Here is a 16,701-nt window from a genome sequence, read left to right as displayed (position 1 = left end):
CTCTCAGTGGTTGTGCGCTGCGGCGTACTCGGTCAGCTGGCGGGGGCCGAACGCATCCGGCAGCACCTCGTCGATGGTGCGGAAACCGGAGACGGTCTCGAGCACCATGCCCTCCGCCGAGTGCTCGTAGAGCAGCTGGCGGCAGCGCCCGCACGGCATCAGCACGTTCCCGTCGCCGTCCACGCAGGTGAACGCCACCAGGTGGCCTCCGCCGGACATGTGCAGCGCGGAGACGAGTCCGCACTCTGCGCACAGGGTCACGCCGTAGCTGGCGTTCTCGACGTTGCAGCCGGACACGATCCGGCCGTCGTCGACCAGTGCAGCGGCGCCGACCGCGAACTTCGAGTACGGGATGTACGCGTGCGTCATCGCCTCTCGGGCCGCGGCACGGAGCGCATCCCAGTCGACGGCGTCTTCCGCACTCATGATTTGATGTACGGCTTGCCGTCGGCCGCTGGGGCGCGGGAGATGCCGACGAGGCCGGCGACCGCGAAGATCGTCACCACGTACGGCAGCATCAGCATGAACTCGCTGGGCACCGGCGCTCCGATGATCCCGAGCGTGGTCTGCAGGTACGACGCGAAGCCGAACAGCAGGGCGGCCAGGGTGGCCCGGATGGGGTCCCAGCGCCCGAAGATGACCGCCGCGAGGGCGATGAAGCCCGCGCCGTTCGTCATCTCCTTGCCGAACGCGCCGACGGACGCGAGCGTGAAGTACGCCCCGCCGAGGCCGGCGACGGCTCCGGCGAGCGACACGTTCCAGAACCGGGTGCCATTGACGTTGATGCCGACGGTGTCCGCCGCCTTCGGGTGCTCGCCGACGGCGCGGACGCGCAGACCCCAGCGGGTCTTGAACAGCCCGAACCAGACCAGGAACACCGCGATGTACATCAGGTAGACGATGATCGTCTGCTTGAACAGCACGGGGCCGATCACCGGGATCTCGCTGAGCAGCGGGATCGGGAGGCGCTCGAACCGCGGAGGGTTGTTCAGCACGGGGATGTCGTTGGACAGCACGGTGGAGAAGAGGAAGCTCGTGAGTCCGGTGACGAGCACGTTCAGCACGACACCCACGATCACCTGCTCCACCAGGTACTTGATCGCGAAGGCTGCGAGCACGAACGACACCAGCACACCGGCGAGCATCGCCGACAGCATCCCGATGATGAGCGCTGCGACGACCGGCAGGTGCCAGACGTGCTGCGCCACCGAGGCGATGAACGCGGAGACGAACGCCCCGGCGAGCAACTGGCCCTCGATCGCCACGTTCACGACACCGGCGCGCTCGGAGATGACGCCGCCCAGTGCGCCGAACACCAGAGGCACGGAGAGGCTCACGCTGCCGAGCAGCAGGCCGGTGAACGGCACGGTGTGGCCGGCGGCCGCCCAGGTGAGGAACCCGAACATGAACACCAGCGCGAAGACGATGGCGTACCAGATCGGCACCTTGCGGCCGGAGGCGATGTAGAAGTACGCGCCGACGGCCAGGATCGCGCACAGGATGGCGCAGACGATGCTCGTCGCCTGCGTCGGCACGGTCAGCAGCGGGATGGCGAAGAAGTCGCCAGGGTCGGCGAACCGGAAGCTGCTCTCCCCCTGCCTGGGCAGGAACACGAAGAGCACGATGGCGAGCAGGGCGAAGACGCCCAGCGCGATCGGCGCCTTCCAGCTCTTGATCTGGGTGCGCTCGAGGACGATCTGGTCACTCGACGGGATGCCTGGCTGGGTCTCGGTGACGGTGCTCACTTCGCTGCCACCTCCTTGCTGACGACGGGAAGGGGGGACTTCTTGGACGCGACGCCCGGGGTGGGCAGGCGGAAGATCGCCCGCACCAGCGGCGGGGCCGCGATGAACAGCACGATGAGCGACTGCACGACGAGCACGATGTCGATCGGGATGTCGTTGGCCGCCTGCATCGCGAAGCTTCCCGCCTTCAGAGCGCCGAACAGCAGTCCGGCGATGAAGGTGCCCCACGGCCGGGAGCGGCCGAGCAGCGCGACGGTGATCGCGTCGAAGCCGATGCCGGCATCCAGGTCGGAGGTGATGCCCTGCGGGAAGGTGCCGAGCGCCTGGTTCACACCGGCGAAGCCGACGAGGCCACCGGCGATCAGCATGGCGACGAAGTAGACGTTCTTGACGTCGATGCCGGCGACGCGGGCGGCGTTCGGGTTCTCACCGACCGCCTTGAACCGGAAGCCCATCGCCGAACGGTTGAGCAGCCACCACACGAAGACGGTCAGCGCGATGACGATGACGAACGCCCAGGTGAGGTTGTACTGGTTGCCGAACAGCGGGGGCAGGATGGCGTTCGGCTTCACCGGAGGCGACTTCGGGTTGCTCGATCCGGCCATCTGGAACAGGCCGGGCGTGCGGAGGAAGTACGCCAGCAGGTAGAAGGCGATGTAGTTGAGCATGATCGTGACGATCACCTCGTGCGCACCGGTCCGCGCCTTGAGCAGACCGGCGATGCCGCCCCAGATCGCTCCACCGGCGATACCGGCGGCGATGGCCAGCACCAGGTGCAGCACGGGAGGGAGGTTGAACGACCAGCCCACCCAGCCTGCTGCGCCCGCGGCGATCAGCATCTGGCCGCGGCCACCGATGTTGAACATGCCGACGCGGAAGGCGAGGGCGACGCCGAGGCCACCGGCGATCAGCGGCGTGGCGAAGGTGAGTGTCTCGGTCAGCGGCCGGATGCCCGCCGCGAACGACGGACGGCGGAAGTTGTAGATCGAGCCCTGGAACAGGGAGACGTACGCGCTCGACACCGAGTGCCAGATGGCCCCGAAGGTGTCACCTGGACGGGCGAAGAAGTACCCGGACGCCTTCTGCACGTTCGGGTCGGTGATCGCGATCAGGATGGCGCCGATCACCAGGGCGATGACGACGGCGAGGATCGAGATGACCACGCTTCCGCCCGCGATGTCGCGCAAAGCGACCTGCCAGCGGGACGGCGGCTCGACGGCCGGGGCCTTCGTCGGCTCCGGACCCTTGGTGGGTTCGGGGGCCTGGGCGGTCTGGCTCATGCTGCGAGCTCCACATCCGCCGGCAGCTCGCCGGCCATCATGAGGCCGAGCACGGCACGCGAGGTGTTGCCCGGCACGATTCCTACGATTCCCCCGCGGTACATCACGGCGATCCGGTCGGCGAGGGCCGCGACCTCGTCGAGCTCGGTCGAGACGACGATGACGGGGATGCCGGCATCCCGTGTCGCAACGATGCGCTTGTGCACGAACTCGATGGATCCGACGTCCAGGCCACGAGTGGGCTGAGCGGCGACGAACAGGCTGAGGTCACGGCTCAGCTCGCGGGCGAGGACGACCTTCTGCGCATTGCCGCCGGAGAGCTTGCCGACCTTGGTGTCGACGCCCTGAGCGCGCACGTCGAACTCCTTGATCTTGTCCTCGGCGAACTCGGCGCGGTAGCCGAGCTGCAGGTTGCCTCCCTTGACGAACGGCTCGCCGTTCGAGCGGTCGAGCATCAGGTTCTCCGCGATGGTGAACTCGCCGACCAGGCCGTCCTCGTTGCGGTCCTCCGGAACGAAGCCGACACCGGCGTCGAGCACCCGGCGGACGCTGTGGCCCTGGATGTGCTTGCCGTCCAGCTCGATCGTGCCCTCGACGCGCGGCTGCAGGCCGAGGATCGCCTCGGTGAGCTCGGTCTGGCCGTTGCCCTGCACTCCGGCGATGGCGAGGATCTCGCCCGCCTTGACGTCGAAGCTGACGTTGTTCACGACGAGCTGCCCGATCGGGTCGATCACCGACAGGTCGCGGACGATGAGGGCGGGAGCGCCGGGCGTCGCCGGCTCCTTGTGAACGGTCAGCTCGACGGCGCGGCCGACCATCATCGACGCCATCTCGGTGTTCGTGGCGGTCGGCTCGGTCTCGCCGACGACCTTGCCGAGGCGGATGACCGTGATCCGGTCCGCGACCTCGCGCACCTCGCGCAGCTTGTGGGTGATGAAGACGATGGCCGTTCCCTGCTCCTTGAGCTGGCGCATGATCGCCATCAGCTCGTCGGTCTCCTGCGGGGTGAGCACGGCGGTCGGCTCGTCGAACACGAGCACCTTCGCGTTCTGGGACAGCGCCTTGATGATCTCGACGCGCTGCTGCACGCCGACGGGCAGGTCCTCGATCAGTGCGTCCGGGTCGACGTCGAAGCCGAAGCGGTCCGAGATCTCGCGCACCCGCTTGCGGGCGGCGTTGAGATCGAGGCGCCCGGCGAACCCGGTCTCCTCGTGGCCGAGCATGACGTTCTCGGCGACCGTGAACACGGGGATCAGCATGAAGTGCTGGTGCACCATGCCGATGCCGGCCTTCATCGCGTCGCCCGGTCCGGCGAAGTGCTGGACGACGTCGTCCAGCAGGATCTCGCCTTCGTCGGCCTGGTAGAGGCCGTACAGGACGTTCATCAGGGTGGACTTGCCTGCGCCGTTCTCGCCGAGCAGACAGTGGATCTCGCCTGGTTCGACCGTGAGGTCGATGTGGTCGTTGGCGACCAGGGCACCGAACCGTTTGGTGATGCCGCGAAGTTCGAGCTTCATTCGGGTGGGGTTCCTTCTCTACTCGCCCGGGTGGAGCGATGACGCGCGAAACGGCGGATGGGCCTCGTTGCGCGTCTTCACCCTACCTTTTGCACATATGTCAGTGTGTGCTCAGTTGAGCAGCAGTGACAAGGGCCAAAAGACGGGGAGGCCAGCGCGAGCTGACCTCCCCGATAGTGCGATGTCGCTGTTACGCCTTGGGCGACGACGGCGACTCGACCGTGATCGAGCCGTCGATGATGCCGGCCTTGATCTTGTCCAGCTCGCCCTGCAGGCCCTTGTCCACCTTCGACTCGAAGTTGTGGAAGGGGGCCAGGCCGACGCCGTCGTTCTTCAGCGTTCCGACGTACGGCGTGTTGGTGAAGTTGCCCTTCGCCGCGTCCTTGACGACGGACGCGGTCGCGGTGTCGAGGCCCTTCATCACCGAGGTGAGCAGGATGTCCTTGACCGACGGGTCCGAGATGAAGACGTCGGTGTCGACGCCGACCATCGCGATGTCCTTGCCGGAGTCCTTGATCGCCTGCGCTGCCGACTGGTAGATCGGACCGCCGACGGGCATGATCACGTCAGCGCCCTGGTCGATGATGCCCTGAGCCGTGGTCTTGGCGGTGTCGTTGGCGTCGAAGCCGCCGGTGAACGCACCGTTCTGAGCCTTGACGTCCCAGCCGACGACCTTGACGGACTTGCCCTTCTGCTGGTTGTAGTACGCGACGCCGTCCGCGAAGCCGTCCATGAAGATCGTGACGGTCGGGAACTGCATGCCACCGAACGTGCCGACGATGCCGGACTTCGAGTAGCTGGCCGCCGCGTATCCGCCGAGGAAGGCGGCCTGAGCGGTGTCGAAGATGATCGGGCGCACGTTGTCCGCCGTGATCTCGTTGTCGTCGACCGTGGCGAAGTCGATGTCCGAGTTGGCCTTGGCGGCCTTCTCAGTGGCGTCCTTCAGGTTGAACCCGACCGAGATGATCAGGTTGCAGTTCTGGTCGACCATGCTCTGGATGTTCGGGCTGTAGTCGTTCGCGTTCTTCGACTCGGCCTTCTTGTAGCTGATGCCGAGGCTCTTCGTCGCGCTGACCATGCCGTTGTAGCTGGTCTCGTTGAACGACTTGTCGTCGAATCCGCCGGCGTCGGAGACCATGCAGGGCAGGAAGTCGCTCTTCGCTGCTCCGGTGGTCGAGGTGTCCGACGGGGCAGCCGAACACGCGGCCAGCATCGACATGACGCCGACCGCTACCAGGCCGAGCACTCCGGCCTTACGGGCTGTGATTGTCAAGGTGGTGTCCTCCAAGATGCAGGCCTCCGCGGGTGAAGGAGGCCATTTGCTGTTCACGTTACCGAATGTGACGAACTGCTCCGTTCGAATATCCGGCTTCTTCATGCAAGCGTTACAAACGCACGCCTGTTTGGCACCTGCTCATTTGAGCATCCTGGCCCCCATCGCGTGTCCCCCGTTTACAGCCACCCGCGCTTCTTGAACACGAAGTAGAGGAGTCCGCTCAGCCCGAGCATGGCCAGGATCGCCAGCGGGTAGCCGAACGTCCAGTCGAGTTCCGGCATGTGCGTGAAGTTCATCCCGTACACGCCGGCGACCAGTGACGGCGCGAAGAGGATCGCCGCCCAGGACGAGATGCGCTTGACCTCCTCGCCCTGCCGGTGGGTGGAGTGCGCGAGTCTCGTCATCTCCTCGTTCTGCCGTTCGGAGACGAGGGTCGAGTTCACGGTGAGGATGTCGCGCAGCAGCTGCCGGAAGCCGTCGACCCGCTCATTGACCACCGTGAGGTGGTCGGCGACGTCGCGCAGCCCGCGCTGCAGCTCCTGGGTGACGCCGTACTTCGACGACCCGTGCTCCAGCGCATCCATCACGGCGGTCAATGGATGCGTCGCCCTCTGGAAGTCGATGACCTCGCGCGACAGCTCGTAGATGCGCCGGGAGACCAGGGCATCCCGTCCGAACACCTGGGTCTCGATCTCGTCGATGTCGTTGGCGAGGCCGGCGACGACCGGGCTGTACGCATCCACCACCGCGTCGATGATCGCGTAGAGGATGGCCTGCGTGCCGAGGGCGAGCAGTTCCGGCTCCCTCTCCATGCGCTGGCGCACGTGCGAGAGGTCGGGCGACTCGCTGTGGCGCACCGTGATGACGAAGTTCGGTCCGACGAAGAGGTGCAGCTCGCCGAAGTCGACCTCCTCAGGCACGTCCAGGTAGTTGGCCGCCTTGAGCACGACGAAGAGCACCGTGTCGTAGCGCTCCAGCTTGGGACGCTGGTGGGCGACGATCGCGTCCTCGATGGCCAGCTGGTGCAGGCCGAACTCGTCGGCGAGCGACATCAGCTCCTCGGCGGTCGGACGGTAGAGACCGATCCAGGCCACGCCGTCCTCCGTCGCGTCGAGCGCGCGGTAGGTCTCGGCGAGGCTCTGCGGAGAGGCCACCCGGTGGCCGTTGGAGTAGATCGCGCTGTCGACCATGCTCGGGCGCGGCTGGCGGGGCGGATTCTGCTCCACCGACTCGTCGGAGGGAGGGTCGACCCGGCGGGAGCGAGAGACGAAGGGCATCGGGATGCCGCGTCGATTGGTGTTCGAGGCCATGAGTCACCTCCGGAGTGGAGCGTACGGGTGGACCGGTCCTGCTCGCAGGGCCACCTAACTGTACGCGCGCTGTCTGCCGCCACGCTGGACGCGCGTGCGCGCCCCGGAGATGACGCTGCCGTAGTGCGCGACGAGCTCGCTGCAGACGGCGTCCCAGCTCCGTCCGAGCACGGCCCGCCTGCCTGCCTCGCCCATCCGGAAGCGCAGTGGGGCGTCGGCGGCGAGCATGCCGACCGCTGCGCGCAGCGCCCTGTCGTCCGACGGCTGCACGAGCAGGCCGTCGACGCCGTGCTCGACCAGGTCGATCGGCCCTCCCGCCCGCGGCGCGACCACCGGGACGCCGGAGGCGTGCGCCTCCTGGATGGTCTGCCCGAACGTCTCCTCCGTTCCGGTGTGCGCGAAGATGTCGAAACTCGCATACGCCGCGGAGAGGTCGGCGCTGCCGAGCCTGCCCAGCCAGGTCACGGGCATCCCGCGCAGTTCGCGGGACACCGCCGCTCGGGCAGGGCCGTCGCCGACGATGGCGAGGTGCAGGCCCGGGATGCCGCGGAGCGCCCTCAGCCGCTCCACCTGCTTCTCCGGTGCGATGCGGCCGACATAGCCGACGACGAGCTCGCCGTCCGGGGACAGCTGGTCGCGCAGTGCGATGGCGGCCGGCGTCCTCCTGTTGTTGGGGTGGTATCGCTCCAGGTCGACGCCGCGCCCCCAGCGGGCGAGCGTTCGCACGCCCGCCGTGCGCAGGTCGTACTCGGACGCGGCGGACGGTACGAGGGTGAGGTCCGCCCCGTCGTGCACCCAGCGCACGTACTTCCAGGCGATGGCCGAGGTCATCCCGAGCCCGTTGCGGCGGGCGAACCCGGCGACGTCGGTCTGGTAGACGGCGACGGACGGCACGGCCAGCCTGTTCGCCGCCGCGATGGCCTGCGCGCCGAGCAGGAACGGGGATGCCGCGTGCAGCACATCCGGCTCGAACCTGGCCAGGATGCGCTGCACCTGCGGGCTCGGCAGCCCGACGGGGAACTGGCGGTACGCCACGGACGGCACCTGGTGGATGCGGAACCCGGCGTACTCGGCCGGCGCTCCCGCATCCGGGCACACCACGATCGCCTCGTGCCCGGCGGCCGCCAGATGGTCGAGCACCCGGAGGACGCTCGTGGTCACCCCGTTCACTGTGGGGAGGAAGCTCTCGCTGACCACCGCTACGCGCATGCCGCCAGGCTAGGCAGGGCGGGTGACCCCGGCGTGAACGGCTCGTGTCCGGGAGGGCTCGGTATCCTTTCGATATGGCACATACCTCCAGCGCGCTCGATCGCTTCTACGCAGTGATCCCGGCGGGCGGCATCGGCTCCAGGCTCTGGCCGCTCTCCCGAGCCGACGCGCCGAAGTTCCTGCACGACCTCACAGGCTCGGGACAGACCCTGCTGCGCGACACCTGGGACCGGCTCTCCCCGCTCTCCGGCGAGCAGCGGATCATGGTGGTCACCGGGCGAGCGCACCGCGCGGCCGTGGAGGCGCAGCTGCCGACCCTGGCCGACCACAACGTGGTGCTCGAGTCCGAGCCGCGCGACTCCACCGCGGCCATCGGCCTCGCGGCCGCCATCCTGGAGCGGCGGGAGCCCGGCGTGATCATCGGCTCATTCGCGGCCGACCACGTCATCAAGAACCAGCCCCTGTTCGGCGCCGCCGTCCGCGAGGCCATCGCCTCCGCGGACGCCGGGTACATCACCACCATCGGCATCCGGCCCACGGAGCCTGCCGTCGGCTTCGGCTACATCCGCACCGGGGACGGGCTCGCCATCGACGGGGCGCCGAGCGCCATCTCGGTGACCGAATTCGTCGAGAAGCCCGACCTGGAGACGGCGGAGGGCTACCTCGCGAGCGGCGCGTACCTCTGGAACGCCAGCATGTTCATCTCCCGCGCCGACCGTCTGCTCGAGGAGATCGGCCGCTCCAAGCCCGAACTGCTCGCCGGGTTGCTCGAGCTCGCAGAGGCCTGGGACGACCCTGCCACCCGCGGGCCGGCCGTCGACCGCATCTGGCCCGGCCTCGAGAAGATCGCCATCGACTACGCGGTAGCGGAGCCGGCAGCCAGCCGCGGCGTGCTCTCGGTGATCCCCGGCTACTTCGACTGGGACGACGTCGGAGACTTCGCGTCTCTCGCCAAGCTCAACTCGGGCGGCCGCAAGTCCGACCTCGCGATCCTCGGAGAGAACGCCCGCGTGCTCTCCGACGCATCGAGCGGCATCGTGGTCAGCCAGTCCGGCCGGGTGATCAGCCTCATCGGCGTGAAGGACATCGTGGTCGTCGACACCCCGGACGCACTGCTCGTCACCACGAGCGAGAATGCCCAGCGGGTGAAGGCCGTCGTGGACGCGCTGAAGCTCACCGGTTCCAGCGACGTGTTGTAAGGGCGCAGCCATCCGGATGCGCTAGCGTTCCGTCCGGCGCCTGTCGCGCACCCGAAGATCCCGACAGGCAGCCGGGGGTGGATTCAATGTTCGACGCGCTGCTGACGACCGATGTCGTCGATGGCCCTGTCATCGTGGCCGTGCTCGCGCTCGCGGGCGTCGCCGTCGCGTTCCTGCTCGTGCGCCGCCCGACGGCGCGCTGGCTGGTCACCGCCCTCTCCGCCGTCGCGGCCGGACTCGTGGTCTCCGTGGGCATCTGGCTGGTCGCCGTCCGCTGGCTCGACCTCTTCGGCACGTCGCTCGGCCTGGTGAACTACGCGTGGATCACCGCAACCTGCTGTGCGGTGGCGTTGGCCGTGGCGAACCTGTGGCGGTCGCCCCGGTGGCGGAAGATCGTTGCGGTGGCATGCATCCCGGTGTTCATCGCGGCGGGGACGCTGGCGGTCAACGCGACATACGGGATCAATCGCACGCTCGGCAACCTGCTCTCCATCTCGACGGACAAGCCCATCCGGCTCACACCGCCGACAGCGGCATCCGGGTACGACACGCAGCTCTGGAAGCACTGGACGCCCCCTGCCGACCTTCCCGAGCACGGCAAGACCGGGAGCCAGGTCATCCCGAACACGGGATCGGGCTTCCCCTCCCGTCCCGCCGGCATCTACCTCCCGCCGGCGGCGCTCGTGAAGAACCCGCCTCCGCTCCCCCTCGTCGTGATGCTGATGGGCCAGCCGGGCAACCCGGACCCGTACCAGGCGGCGGCGGTGCTCGACCCGATCGCGGCGAAGCACGGCGGCCTCGCGCCCATCGTGATCGTCGCCGACCAGCTCGGCGACCCCCTCAAGGATCCGCTGTGCCTCGACACGAAGCGGTTCGGCAAGGCGCAGACCTTCCTCACCCAGGATGTCGTCGACTGGGCGCAGAAGCACCTGAACATCACCCACGACCGCCGGTTCTGGACCATCGCCGGGTATTCCAACGGCGGGCAGTGCGCGCTCTCGATCGCGGTCAAGCGACCCGACCTGTTCAGCAACCTGATCGACATCTCCGGCGAGGAGTTCCCCGGCTCCGACCACGAGGCGGCCGTGCTGCACGACGTCTTCGGCGGCGACAGGGACGCGTACGAGGACCAGAAGCCGCTGCGGCTCATGCGCGGCAAGGACTTCCGGCACACCACCGCCGTGTTCACGGTCGGCTCGGACGACGCGATGTACCGGCCCGTCGCCCTCCGGGTCGCCGCAGCGGCCAGGCAGGTCGGGATGAACGTCGACTACCACGAGGTGCACAACGGCGGCCACGTGCAGAAGGCACTCACCGGAGGCCTGCAAGAGGGCTTCCGGGTGCTCTATCCGGTTCTCGGACTCGCCGCTCCCTCCTGAGCCGATGCGCGCCGATTTGTCTCGACGTCGAGACACTTAGGCACGCCTAAGCAGCGTGGAACAGCCGTGCGGCATAGACTGGTGCAGCGCTCCAGCGCGTCAGCAAGCGACCACAACCAGGGAGGGTTGTTCGTGCCAGATCAAGCGGCAGGAACCCTGCAGCCGACCAAGAACAGGCCGGGCGGGACACTGTACCGGGGCCGAGAGGGAATGTGGTCGTGGGTGCTGCACCGCATCACGGGCGTCGCCATCTTCTTCTTCCTCCTCGTGCACATCCTCGACACCTCGCTCATCCGGGTCAGCCCCGAGGCGTACAACGCGGTGATCGGGACGTACAAGAACCCCATCATGGGACTCGGTGAGATCGCCCTGGTCGCGGCCATCGTCTTCCACGCCTTCAACGGCATCCGGATCATCCTCATCGACTTCTGGAGCAAGGGCGTCAAGTACCAGAAGGTCATGTTCTGGACCGTCATCGTGCTCTGGGTGGTGCTGATGGCCGGCTTCGTCCCGGTGCAGCTCATCCACATCTTCGGAGAGGGGCACTGACCATGACGACCATCGAAGCTCCCCGCACCCCGTCCCGTCCCGCCCGCAAGAAGGGCGTCAACTGGGAGAAGTGGGGCTGGATCTACATGCGGGCGTCCGGCCTGGTGCTGATCATCCTCATCTTCGGGCACCTGTTCGTGAACCTTGTCATGGGCGAGGGCGTCAAGCAGATCGACTTCGCCTTCATCGGCGGCAAGTACGCCACCCCGTTCTGGCAGGTCTGGGACCTGCTGATGCTCTGGCTCGCGATGATCCACGGCGGCAACGGGATGCGCACCCTGGTCAACGACTACTCGCACAACCGTGTGGTCAACCGCATCCTGAAGGGCGCCATCCTGGCGGCCGTCGTGGTGCTGGTCGTCCTCGGAACCCTCGTGATCTTCACCTTCGAACCGTGCCCTGCAGGCGCTCCGGCCGATCTTCTGCCGTCGTTCTGCCCGGTCAAGTAATCACCTAGTAGCCAACGACTACGGAAAACGCTGTGACAACTGAAACCTCTGAATCGACCGTCATCGACGGCGTCCACTATCACGAGTTCGACATCGTCATCGTCGGAGCAGGCGGGGCGGGGATGCGCGCCGCCATCGAAGCCGGACCGCACGCCAGGACCGCGGTGATCTCCAAGCTCTACCCCACCCGCTCCCACACGGGAGCAGCGCAGGGCGGCATGGCCGCTGCGCTGGCGAACGTGGAGGAGGACAGCTGGGAGTGGCACACCTTCGACACCGTCAAGGGCGGCGACTACCTCGTCGACCAGGACGCGGCGGAGATCCTCGCCAAGGAGGCCATCGACGCGGTCATCGACCTCGAGAACATGGGCCTGCCGTTCAACAGGACGCCAGAGGGCAAGATCGACCAGCGCCGCTTCGGCGGTCACACCCGTGACCACGGCAAGGCCCCTGTGCGCCGCGCCTGCTACGCGGCGGACCGCACCGGCCACATGATCCTGCAGACGCTGTTCCAGAACTGCGTCAAGCTCGGCATCAACTTCTTCAACGAGTTCTACGTCCTCGACGTGATCATGAACGAGGTGGACGGGGTCGACCAGCCGGCCGGCGTCGTCGCGTACGAGCTGGCCACCGGCGAGCTGCACGTCTTCCACTCGAAGGCGATCATCTTCGCGACCGGCGGATTCGGCAAGATCTACAAGACCACGTCCAACGCCCACACCCTCACGGGTGACGGCGTCGGCATCATCTGGCGCAAGAAGCTCCCGCTGGAAGACATGGAGTTCTTCCAGTTCCACCCGACCGGCCTCGCCGGGCTCGGCATCCTCCTCACCGAGGGTGCGCGCGGTGAGGGCGCGATCCTCCGCAACGCCAGCGGTGAGCGCTTCATGGAGCGCTACGCCCCCACCATCAAAGACCTCGCGCCGCGCGACATCGTCGCCCGCTGCATGGTCCAGGAGGTGGCGGAGGGCCGCGGTGCAGGCCCGCACAAGGACTACGTGCTCCTCGACTGCACCCACCTGGGCGCAGAGGTCCTGGAGACCAAGCTCCCGGACATCACCGAGTTCGCACGCACATACCTGGGCGTCGACCCCGTCGTCGAGCCGGTTCCCGTGATGCCGACGGCGCACTACGCGATGGGCGGCATCCCGACCAACACGGCGGCAGAGGTCCTCCGCGACAACACCACCGTCGTCCCCGGCCTCTACGCCGCCGGCGAGTGCGCCTGCGTGTCCGTGCACGGCTCCAACCGTCTGGGCACCAACTCGCTCCTCGACATCAACGTGTTCGGCAAGCGCGCGGGCAACAACGCGGTCGAGTACGTCAAGACCGCCACCGCCGTCCCGCTCCCCGCCGACCCGGCCAAGGCCGTCCGCGACATGATCGACGGTCTCCGCAACGGGACCGGCACCGAGCGCATCGCAGCCATCCGCAAGGAGCTGCAGGACGAGATGGACAAGAACGCTCAGGTGTTCCGCACCGACGAGTCCCTCGCGAAGGTCACCCAGACCATCCACGAGCTGCGCGACCGGTACCGCAACATCGTCGTGCAGGACAAGGGCAAGCGGTTCAACACCGACCTGCTCGAGGCCGTCGAGCTGGGCTTCCTGCTCGACCTCGCCGAGGTCGTCGTCTTCTCCGCCCGTAACCGCCAGGAGAGCCGTGGCGGCCACATGCGCGACGACTACCCCAAGCGCGACGACGAGAACTACATGAAGCACACCATGGCCTACCTGTCGGGCGACCCCCACTCGTCCGACGCCGCCGACCACATTCGTCTCGACTGGAAGCCGGTCGTCGTGACCAACTACCAGCCGATGGAGAGGAAGTACTGATGTCGAACGCCGCGCTCGAGACTCCGCCCGCACCCGAGGCGCCGATCCAGTCGTTCACCGTGACCCTGATCATCCGGCGTTTCGACCCGGATGTGGACACGGAGCCGCGCTGGCAGGACTTCGACGTCGAGATGTTCCCGACCGACCGCATCCTGGACGCGCTGCACAAGATCAAGTGGGAGCAGGACGGGTCGCTGACCTTCCGCCGCTCCTGCGCGCACGGCATCTGCGGGTCGGACGCCATGCGCATCAACGGCCGCAACCGCCTCGCCTGCAAGACACTGATCAAAGACCTCGACATCTCGAAGCCCATCTACGTCGAGGCGATCAAGGGCCTGCCGCTCGAGAAGGACCTCATCGTCGACATGGAGCCGTTCTTCGCCTCCTACCGCGAGGTGCAGCCCTTCCTGGTCGCGAACAGCACTCCCCCGAAGGACAAGGAGCGCATCCAGTCCGTCGCGGACCGCGCGCGCTTCGACGACACCACCAAGTGCATCCTGTGCGCGGCGTGCACCTCGTCCTGCCCGGTGTTCTGGACCGACGGCCAGTACTTCGGCCCCGCCGCGATCGTCAACGCGCACCGCTTCATCTTCGACTCCCGCGACGACAACGCGCAGGTGCGTCTCGACATCCTCAACGACAAGGAAGGCGTGTGGCGCTGCCGCACCACCTTCAACTGCACCGACGCGTGCCCGCGTGGCATCCAGGTGACCCAGGCCATCGCCGAGGTCAAGCAGGCGATCATGCGCGGTAAGCCGTAACGAGCAGCAGAACGAAACACCAGGAACTGCGCGATTTCCACCCGGAAATCGCGCAGTTCTTGGAATCTGGCGGTCGATAAGCTGACACCGTGGCCAAGAAGTCGAAGCGGGACGTCGCGCCTGTGCGTCCCGACCGGGCACTGCAGCGCGCGGAGGGCACGATCGAGCCGGAGTCCGAGTCGCTGAAGGACCGGATCACCGAGGCGACCGAACCGCTCCGCGAGCGGCTCGAACGGCCGGTCGCGCGGGTCACGATCTGGGCCAAGTGGGTGAAGGCGCTGCGGCCTTACCGCGTCTACATGAACTTCTCGTACAGCGACGGCAACCTGCGCGCCGCCGGGATGGGCTACCAGTCGCTGTTCGCGGTGTTCGCCGCGATCTGGGTGGCGTTCTCGGTGGCCGGGATCTGGCTGACGAGCAACCCGGATGTTCTGAGTGCGCTGACCGACGTGATCAACCGCGCCATCCCCGGCCTCATCGCAGTGAACGGCCACCCCGGCGCCATCCAGCTGTCGCAGCTGGAGGGCGCGACCTCGTTCGGCTGGACGGGCATCATCGCCGCCATCGGCCTGATCTGGACCGCCATCGGCTGGCTGTACTACACCAGGCAGGCCGTCCGCGCGGTGTTCGGTCTCTCCCGGGACACCACCAACTACGTGCTGCAGAAGATCCGCGACCTCGGCCTCGCGCTGATGTTCGGCGTCGTGCTGCTGATCTCGGCGGTGCTCACCATCGTCAGCACCGAAGCCCTGAGCTTCGTGCTCGATCTGTTCGGTCTCACCGACTCGTTCTGGACCAATCTGGTGACACGGGTCTCCGGGCTGTTCGTCTCCGTGCTGCTCAACATCGTCACGCTCGGGGCGATGTTCCGGGTGCTCGCCCGGGTGGCCGTGCCGTGGCGCAACCTCTTCTTCGGCACCCTGCTCGGCAGCCTGACCCTGGCCGGGCTGAGCACCCTCGCCGGCGTGTTCTTCAACGGCGCGACGAAGAACCCGCTGCTGGCGACCTTCGCCGTGTTCATCGGTCTGCTGATCTGGTTCAACTTCGTCTCCCGCGTGATGCTGCTGTCCGCATCCTGGATCGCCGTCGGGATGTTCGACAGGGGCCTCTCCCCGCGCATGGTCACCCCCGAGCAGGCGGCGGCGGAGAAGGCGGCGGAGGAGCACAGCGCGCGCGTCGTCGTCGCCAAGGCGGAGCTGGAGCAGGCGAAGCGGGAGCTCGCCTCCGCGAAATGGCTCGGCCGGCTGCGCGCGCAGCGGGCGGTCGAACGGGCCCAGAACGAGCTCAACGACGTGCTCGACGAGGGGACCGTCGGTCGTCCCCGGTAGGCTTGATCCATGCCTTCGAAGCCCGTGCGTATCGCCACGATCAACACCAACGGCATCCGCGCCGCCTTCCGCAAGGGCATGGGGGCGTGGCTCGACACGCGCGACGTCGACATCCTCGCTATCCAGGAGGTGCGCGCCTCCACGGAAGACATCCAGGCGCTGCTCGGCGAGGAGTGGGACATCCTGCACGACCCTGCCACGGCCAAGGGCCGGGCCGGGGTCGCGATCGCGAGCAGGCACCGCGCATCCATCCACCGGGTGGAGCTCGGAGCAGAGGACTTCGACAGCGCTGGGCGCTGGCTCGAAGCGGACTACGAGGTCGGCGGCTCGATCATCACGGTGGTGAGCACCTACGTCCACTCCGGTGAGGCGGACTCCCCCAAGCAGGTCGAGAAGTACAAATTCCTGGATGCGATGGAGGCCCGCCTCCCCGAGCTGCAGAAGCACAGCGAGTACGCGGTCGTGCTCGGCGACCTCAACGTCGGGCACCGCACGCTCGACATCCGCAACTGGAAGGGCAACGTCAAGCGCGCCGGCTTCCTCCCCGAGGAGCGCGCGTACTTCGACCGCTTCATCGGCGCGGAGGGCGACGACGACTACAACGCGGGCGGCGGCCTCGGCTGGGTCGACGTCGGGCGCAAGTGGGCAGGAGAGGTCGACGGACCGTACACCTGGTGGTCGTGGCGCGGGCAGGCGTTCGACAACGACACCGGCTGGCGCATCGACTACCAGCTGGCCACCCCCGCGCTGGCGGCCACGGTGAAGCACTACGCGGTCGACCGCGCAGAGGCGTACGACGAGCGATGGTCCGACCACACTCCCGTGGTCGTCGACTACGCCATCTGACCCGCCTCCCACACTGAG

15 protein-coding genes are annotated in these 16,701 nt (G+C 67.5%); 8 read left to right on the top strand and 7 right to left on the bottom strand.

The window, feature by feature from the left end; genetic code table 11:
- Window positions 1-3: 3 nt before the first annotated feature.
- The 7 genes from ACN6M5_RS18010 to ACN6M5_RS17980 all read right to left on the bottom strand — a co-directional run bounded on the left by ACN6M5_RS18010 (window position 4) and on the right by ACN6M5_RS17980 (window position 8,337).
- Window positions 4-426 carry a cytidine deaminase gene (locus ACN6M5_RS18010; RefSeq protein ID WP_168688841.1) on the bottom strand — a complete coding sequence of 141 codons (423 nt, stop codon included), beginning with the start codon at window positions 424-426 and terminating at the stop codon, window positions 4-6.
- Window positions 423-1,745 carry an ABC transporter permease gene (locus ACN6M5_RS18005; RefSeq protein ID WP_085369173.1) on the bottom strand — a complete coding sequence of 441 codons (1,323 nt, stop codon included), beginning with the start codon at window positions 1,743-1,745 and terminating at the stop codon, window positions 423-425. Before ACN6M5_RS18005 ends, ACN6M5_RS18010 begins: the two co-directional genes overlap by 4 nt.
- Window positions 1,742-3,025, bottom strand: coding sequence for an ABC transporter permease (locus ACN6M5_RS18000; RefSeq protein WP_434951958.1), 1,284 nt, complete (start codon window positions 3,023-3,025; stop codon window positions 1,742-1,744). The genes ACN6M5_RS18005 and ACN6M5_RS18000 overlap by 4 nt, the downstream gene beginning before the upstream one ends.
- Window positions 3,022-4,542, bottom strand: a complete 1,521-nt coding sequence (locus ACN6M5_RS17995; protein WP_434951956.1) for an ABC transporter ATP-binding protein — start codon at window positions 4,540-4,542, stop codon at window positions 3,022-3,024. The genes ACN6M5_RS18000 and ACN6M5_RS17995 overlap by 4 nt, the downstream gene beginning before the upstream one ends.
- A gap of 190 nt (window positions 4,543-4,732) precedes the next feature.
- A complete protein-coding gene (locus ACN6M5_RS17990) occupies window positions 4,733-5,815 on the bottom strand; it encodes a BMP family lipoprotein (RefSeq protein ID WP_168688839.1) in 1,083 nt (360 codons plus the stop codon).
- Window positions 5,816-5,994: 179 nt separating this feature from the next.
- Entirely contained in the window at window positions 5,995-7,128 is a 1,134-nt protein-coding gene (locus tag ACN6M5_RS17985; RefSeq protein ID WP_085369176.1) for a magnesium and cobalt transport protein CorA, read from the bottom strand.
- A 54-nt stretch (window positions 7,129-7,182) separates the two neighbouring features.
- Complete coding sequence (locus ACN6M5_RS17980) at window positions 7,183-8,337, bottom strand: glycosyltransferase family 4 protein (protein WP_434951952.1); 1,155 nt, start codon at window positions 8,335-8,337, stop codon at window positions 7,183-7,185.
- Between the two features lie 74 nt (window positions 8,338-8,411).
- On the opposite strand from ACN6M5_RS17980, the gene ACN6M5_RS17975 reads away from it, so the two are divergent.
- The 8 genes from ACN6M5_RS17975 (at window position 8,412) to ACN6M5_RS17940 (ending at window position 16,683) form a co-directional block, all read left to right on the top strand.
- Window positions 8,412-9,536: a mannose-1-phosphate guanylyltransferase gene (locus tag ACN6M5_RS17975; protein ID WP_168688837.1), complete on the top strand. Its 1,125-nt coding sequence runs from the start codon at window positions 8,412-8,414 to the stop codon at window positions 9,534-9,536.
- 86 nt (window positions 9,537-9,622) lie between these two features.
- Entirely contained in the window at window positions 9,623-10,915 is a 1,293-nt protein-coding gene (locus tag ACN6M5_RS17970) for an alpha/beta hydrolase (protein WP_434951950.1), read from the top strand.
- 132 nt (window positions 10,916-11,047) lie between these two features.
- Window positions 11,048-11,464 carry a succinate dehydrogenase, cytochrome b556 subunit gene (gene sdhC, locus ACN6M5_RS17965; RefSeq protein ID WP_085369253.1) on the top strand — a complete coding sequence of 139 codons (417 nt, stop codon included), beginning with the start codon at window positions 11,048-11,050 and terminating at the stop codon, window positions 11,462-11,464.
- Window positions 11,465-11,466: 2 nt separating this feature from the next.
- A complete protein-coding gene (locus tag ACN6M5_RS17960; protein ID WP_434951947.1) occupies window positions 11,467-11,913 on the top strand; it encodes a succinate dehydrogenase hydrophobic membrane anchor subunit in 447 nt (148 codons plus the stop codon).
- A 32-nt stretch (window positions 11,914-11,945) separates the two neighbouring features.
- A complete protein-coding gene (gene sdhA / locus ACN6M5_RS17955) occupies window positions 11,946-13,748 on the top strand; it encodes a succinate dehydrogenase flavoprotein subunit (protein WP_085369181.1) in 1,803 nt (600 codons plus the stop codon).
- Window positions 13,748-14,509 carry a succinate dehydrogenase iron-sulfur subunit gene (locus ACN6M5_RS17950; protein WP_434951944.1) on the top strand — a complete coding sequence of 254 codons (762 nt, stop codon included), beginning with the start codon at window positions 13,748-13,750 and terminating at the stop codon, window positions 14,507-14,509. The genes sdhA and ACN6M5_RS17950 overlap by 1 nt, the downstream gene beginning before the upstream one ends.
- An 89-nt stretch (window positions 14,510-14,598) precedes the next feature.
- Entirely contained in the window at window positions 14,599-15,837 is a 1,239-nt protein-coding gene (locus ACN6M5_RS17945) for a YihY/virulence factor BrkB family protein (RefSeq protein WP_434951942.1), read from the top strand.
- 9 nt (window positions 15,838-15,846) lie between these two features.
- On the top strand, window positions 15,847-16,683 hold the full coding sequence (locus tag ACN6M5_RS17940; RefSeq protein WP_434951940.1) for an exodeoxyribonuclease III: 837 nt from the start codon (window positions 15,847-15,849) through the stop codon (window positions 16,681-16,683).
- Window positions 16,684-16,701: the final 18 nt, after the last annotated feature.

It is taken from the genome of Leifsonia araucanica (assembly GCF_051161895.1).
Lineage (GTDB): Bacteria > Actinomycetota > Actinomycetes > Actinomycetales > Microbacteriaceae > Leifsonia.
Note: the sequence above shows the minus strand (reverse complement) of the source record. Positions and strands in the feature narration are given on the sequence as shown.